The following is a 3,260-nucleotide window of genomic DNA, read 5'->3' as shown; positions in this document are numbered from 1 at the left end:
CACCCAGACCCCGCCCCCGCACCCCAAGAGAAAGGCCCGTCAACATGACCCTTACCCTCACCGACCTGTTCTGCGGCGCCGGCGGGAGCTCCACGGGCGCGATCGCGTTCGGCAACGTCACGGTCAAGACGGCCGCGAATCACTGGGCGAAGGCCATCGAGACCCACAGCCTCAACCATCCAGACGCCGACCACATCCAGGCCGACCTGTCGCAGATCGACCCCCGCTACTTCCCCAACACCGACCTGCTGTGGGCCAGCCCGAGTTGCACCAAGCACAGCATCGCCCAGGGCAAGAAGCGCCAGGACGCCCAGCCCGACCTGTTCGGCGAAACCCTGCCCGAGGAGGCCGCCGAACGCTCCCGGGCCACCATGTGGGACGTCGTCCGCTTCGCCGAGTACCACCAGTACCGCGCGGTCATCGTGGAGAACGTCGTGGACGTGGTGTTCTGGCCGCCGTTCCAGGCATGGCGGATGGCGATGGAATCCATCGGCTACACCGGGCAGCTCATCTACCTCAACAGCATGCACGCCCAACTTTTCGGGCCCGGCGCCCCGCAGTCCCGCGACCGTTTCTACGCGGTGTTCACCCGCACCGGAGACCCCCGCCCTGACGTGTCGCGGCTGGTGTCCCCGCACGCGGTGTGCTCCGAGTGCGGCCCGATCCGCGCCATGCAGGTGTTCAAGCGTCAGGACCGCCCCAAGTGGGGCAAGTACCGCTCCCAGTACGTCTACCGATGCCGCAACACCGCCTGCCGCAACCAGATCGTCGAGCCGCTGTACCGGCCCGCCGCCGAGATCATCGACTGGTCGCTGACGGGCACCCGCATCGGCGACCGCACGCGCCCGCTGGCCGACAAGACGATGGCCCGCATCGCCGCCGGAATCGAACGGTTCTGGACCCCGATGCTGGTCCCCGTCGAGGGACGCGATGGCAAGACCGCCGTCCCGGTCGATCAACCGGCCCGCACCATGACCACCCGCAACGAGACCGGCCTGCTGGTCCCGACCGGCGGCACCTGGCGCACCGAAGCCGTCCCAACCAGCGAGCCGATCCCGACCCGTACCACCCGCGAGAACGACGGAATCGCCTTCCCCGCCTTCGTCGCCGAACTGCGCGGCGGATCCAGCGACGCCCGCTCCGTGGCCGAGCCGCTGGCCACCGTCACCGCCTCGGGCAACCACCACGGCCTCGTCTACGCCGACGCCCCCCGACCACTCATCACGAGCTTCTACGGCTCCGGCGGCAACAGCACCGTCGACCAACCGCTGCCGACGGTAACCACCCTCGAACGCCACGGCCTGCTCAACCGCGGCCCCATCCCCACGCCGCCACCGACCATCGACATCAGCGATGTCTACTTCCGGATGCTGGAGCCCCGCGAGATCACCGCCGCGATGGACTTCCCCAGCGACTACCGGATGGTCGGCACCAGGCGCGAGCAGGTGCGGCTGGCAGGCAACGCCGTCACCCCGCCAGCCGCCCGAGACCTCGTGGGCCTCGTCATCGAAACCGTCACCGGCGAAACGCTCCAACCCACCGCCTGAAGCCACCCGGTGGGGGTGCTCCCCCCACCCCCACCGGGCACCGACCCCACAGCCCAGCCACCGCAGAAACGAAGGACCGCCGCCATGAAGTACTTCTATCTCGGAACCAGCGAGGTGCGCTGGCTCGGCCAAGCCAACGTCCCGCTGTTCATCTCCCACCGCCGCCTGGCACCCCGCAAGAGCTTCCCGCGTGCGCTCACCGGATGGGCGCTGGACTCCGGCGGCTTCACCGAACTATCGATGTACGGCGAATGGCGCACCACCGCCCGCGACTACAACGCCGCGGTCTGGCGCTACGACCAGGAGATCGGCAACCTCCAATGGGCCTCGCCCGGCGACTGGATGTGCGAGCCCGAACAGATCGCCCGCACCGGACTGAGCGTGCGTGAACACCAGCGCCGCACCATCGACAACTTCCAAGAATTGCAGGACCTCTGGCCCGGCCCCGACTGGGATGTGCCCTACGTCCCGGTTCTGCAGGGCTGGACGCCTGACGATTATCGCCGCTGCGTCGACATGTACTACGCCGCCGGCGTCGACCTGTCCGACTGCTTCCTCGTCGGCGTCGGCACGATGTGCCGCCGCCAGGCGAGCGCCGAGATCGACGTGATCCTGTCCACCATCCAGCGCCACGACCCCGACATCCCACTCCACGCGTACGGCTTGAAGCTTTCGGGCCTCAAGCGCTACGGCCACAGAGTCCTCAGCGCCGACTCAATGGCGTGGAGTTGGGCAGCGCGAATGAGCGAGCCGCTTCCCGGCCACACGCACGCCGCGTGCAACAACTGCCTGCCCTACGCCCTGGCCTGGCGCGAACGCGTCCTGGACATCACGCCCTCCGGACAGATGAGCCTGTTCGACGCCGCCTGACCCACCACCGAATCGGAAGGAACCCTCCCATGACCATCCCGCCTGCGACCGCCGCCAACGCGGCCGATGAACCCGCACGGCACACCCGAGAGAACGACACGAGCAGCGTCAAGCTGGCAGCATTCGTCGCCAAAGGCGACGTACTCGCCGACGGGCGGGTCGTCCGGCGCCGCTGGAGTATGCCAGTCCCGATCCACCACCGTCGCCTCCGCGCCGCGAACCGCTGTCACTCGCACAACTCCGATGACCCCAGCCGGTGACTCTCACCATGCAAACGCCGACGGGTGCAGAGTCTGACCCTGCACCCGTCGAATGCTTGAACCCGTTCCCGGTCACCACAACCGTGGCTGACCTCCGAGCATGGCCGCCTCCACTGCGGCCGAGTCCCACCCTGACCGCACCGCCTCCCGCAGCGCCAGCGCACGCTCCCGTCGGGCCCGCAGACCCGCGCCCCGCGCGATCACGCGCGGCCGGCCACCACCGCGGCCCCGCGCCGCCATCTGCTCCATGTTCTCCTGCTGGGTGCCCGCGATCACGTGCGCACGCACCCCGGCCGCGATCTCCTCGGCGCCCACCACTCGCACACACAGGGTGACGTCGCATTCGTGCAGTGCCCGCACATCCCCCGGTAGCGGTTGCCCCGCCCGGGCGACCGCCAGCGCATAGCGCGGCGGCCGCACCATCATCACGTGCCGCCAGCCGCCGCGCCGCAATGCGAAGGCTGGCAAACGGCACATATCGGGAGGCTGCACTATTCCGGCATCCACGGCGCCTTCCCTGCGGAAGCACCCTCTAGGACTGAGCTGCTTGTAATGCCTTTGTCACGCTACGACTTCGACCTTG

4 protein-coding genes are annotated in these 3,260 nt (G+C 68.9%); 3 read left to right on the top strand and 1 reads right to left on the bottom strand.

All coding sequences use genetic code 11. From position 1 onward, the window contains the following. Positions 1–44 precede the first annotated feature (44 nt). The 3 genes from HPC46_RS33990 to HPC46_RS33980 all read left to right on the top strand — a co-directional run bounded on the left by HPC46_RS33990 (position 45) and on the right by HPC46_RS33980 (position 2,677). Positions 45–1,547, top strand: coding sequence for a DNA cytosine methyltransferase (locus HPC46_RS33990; RefSeq protein ID WP_179476383.1), 1,503 nt, complete (start codon positions 45–47; stop codon positions 1,545–1,547). An 84-nt stretch (positions 1,548–1,631) separates the two neighbouring features. After that, complete coding sequence (locus tag HPC46_RS33985; RefSeq protein ID WP_179476382.1) at positions 1,632–2,417, top strand: deazapurine DNA modification protein DpdA family protein; 786 nt, start codon at positions 1,632–1,634, stop codon at positions 2,415–2,417. Positions 2,418–2,446: 29 nt separating this feature from the next. Beyond that, positions 2,447–2,677 (top strand): hypothetical protein, encoded by a 231-nt coding sequence (locus HPC46_RS33980; RefSeq protein WP_179476381.1) that lies wholly within the window; start codon positions 2,447–2,449, stop codon positions 2,675–2,677. 72 nt (positions 2,678–2,749) lie between these two features. Here HPC46_RS33980 and HPC46_RS33975 read toward each other — a convergent pair whose 3' ends face one another. Next, complete coding sequence (locus HPC46_RS33975; protein ID WP_233717038.1) at positions 2,750–3,154, bottom strand: hypothetical protein; 405 nt, start codon at positions 3,152–3,154, stop codon at positions 2,750–2,752. Positions 3,155–3,260: the final 106 nt, after the last annotated feature.

This window comes from Mycolicibacterium vinylchloridicum (genome assembly GCF_013404075.1).
Classification (GTDB): Bacteria; Actinomycetota; Actinomycetes; order Mycobacteriales; family Mycobacteriaceae; genus Mycobacterium; species Mycobacterium vinylchloridicum.
Note: the sequence above shows the minus strand (reverse complement) of the source record. Positions and strands in the feature narration are given on the sequence as shown.

Excerpts from the sequence above, each read along its gene's own strand:
- HPC46_RS33990 (WP_179476383.1), top strand. The coding sequence starts at position 45 with ATGACCCTTACCCTCACCGACCTGTTCTGCGGCGCCGGCGGGAGCTCC.
- HPC46_RS33975 (WP_233717038.1), bottom strand. The coding sequence starts at position 3,154 with ATGTGCCGTTTGCCAGCCTTCGCATTGCGGCGCGGCGGCTGGCGGCAC.
- HPC46_RS33985 (WP_179476382.1), top strand. The coding sequence starts at position 1,632 with ATGAAGTACTTCTATCTCGGAACCAGCGAGGTGCGCTGGCTCGGCCAA.
- HPC46_RS33980 (WP_179476381.1), top strand. The coding sequence starts at position 2,447 with ATGACCATCCCGCCTGCGACCGCCGCCAACGCGGCCGATGAACCCGCA.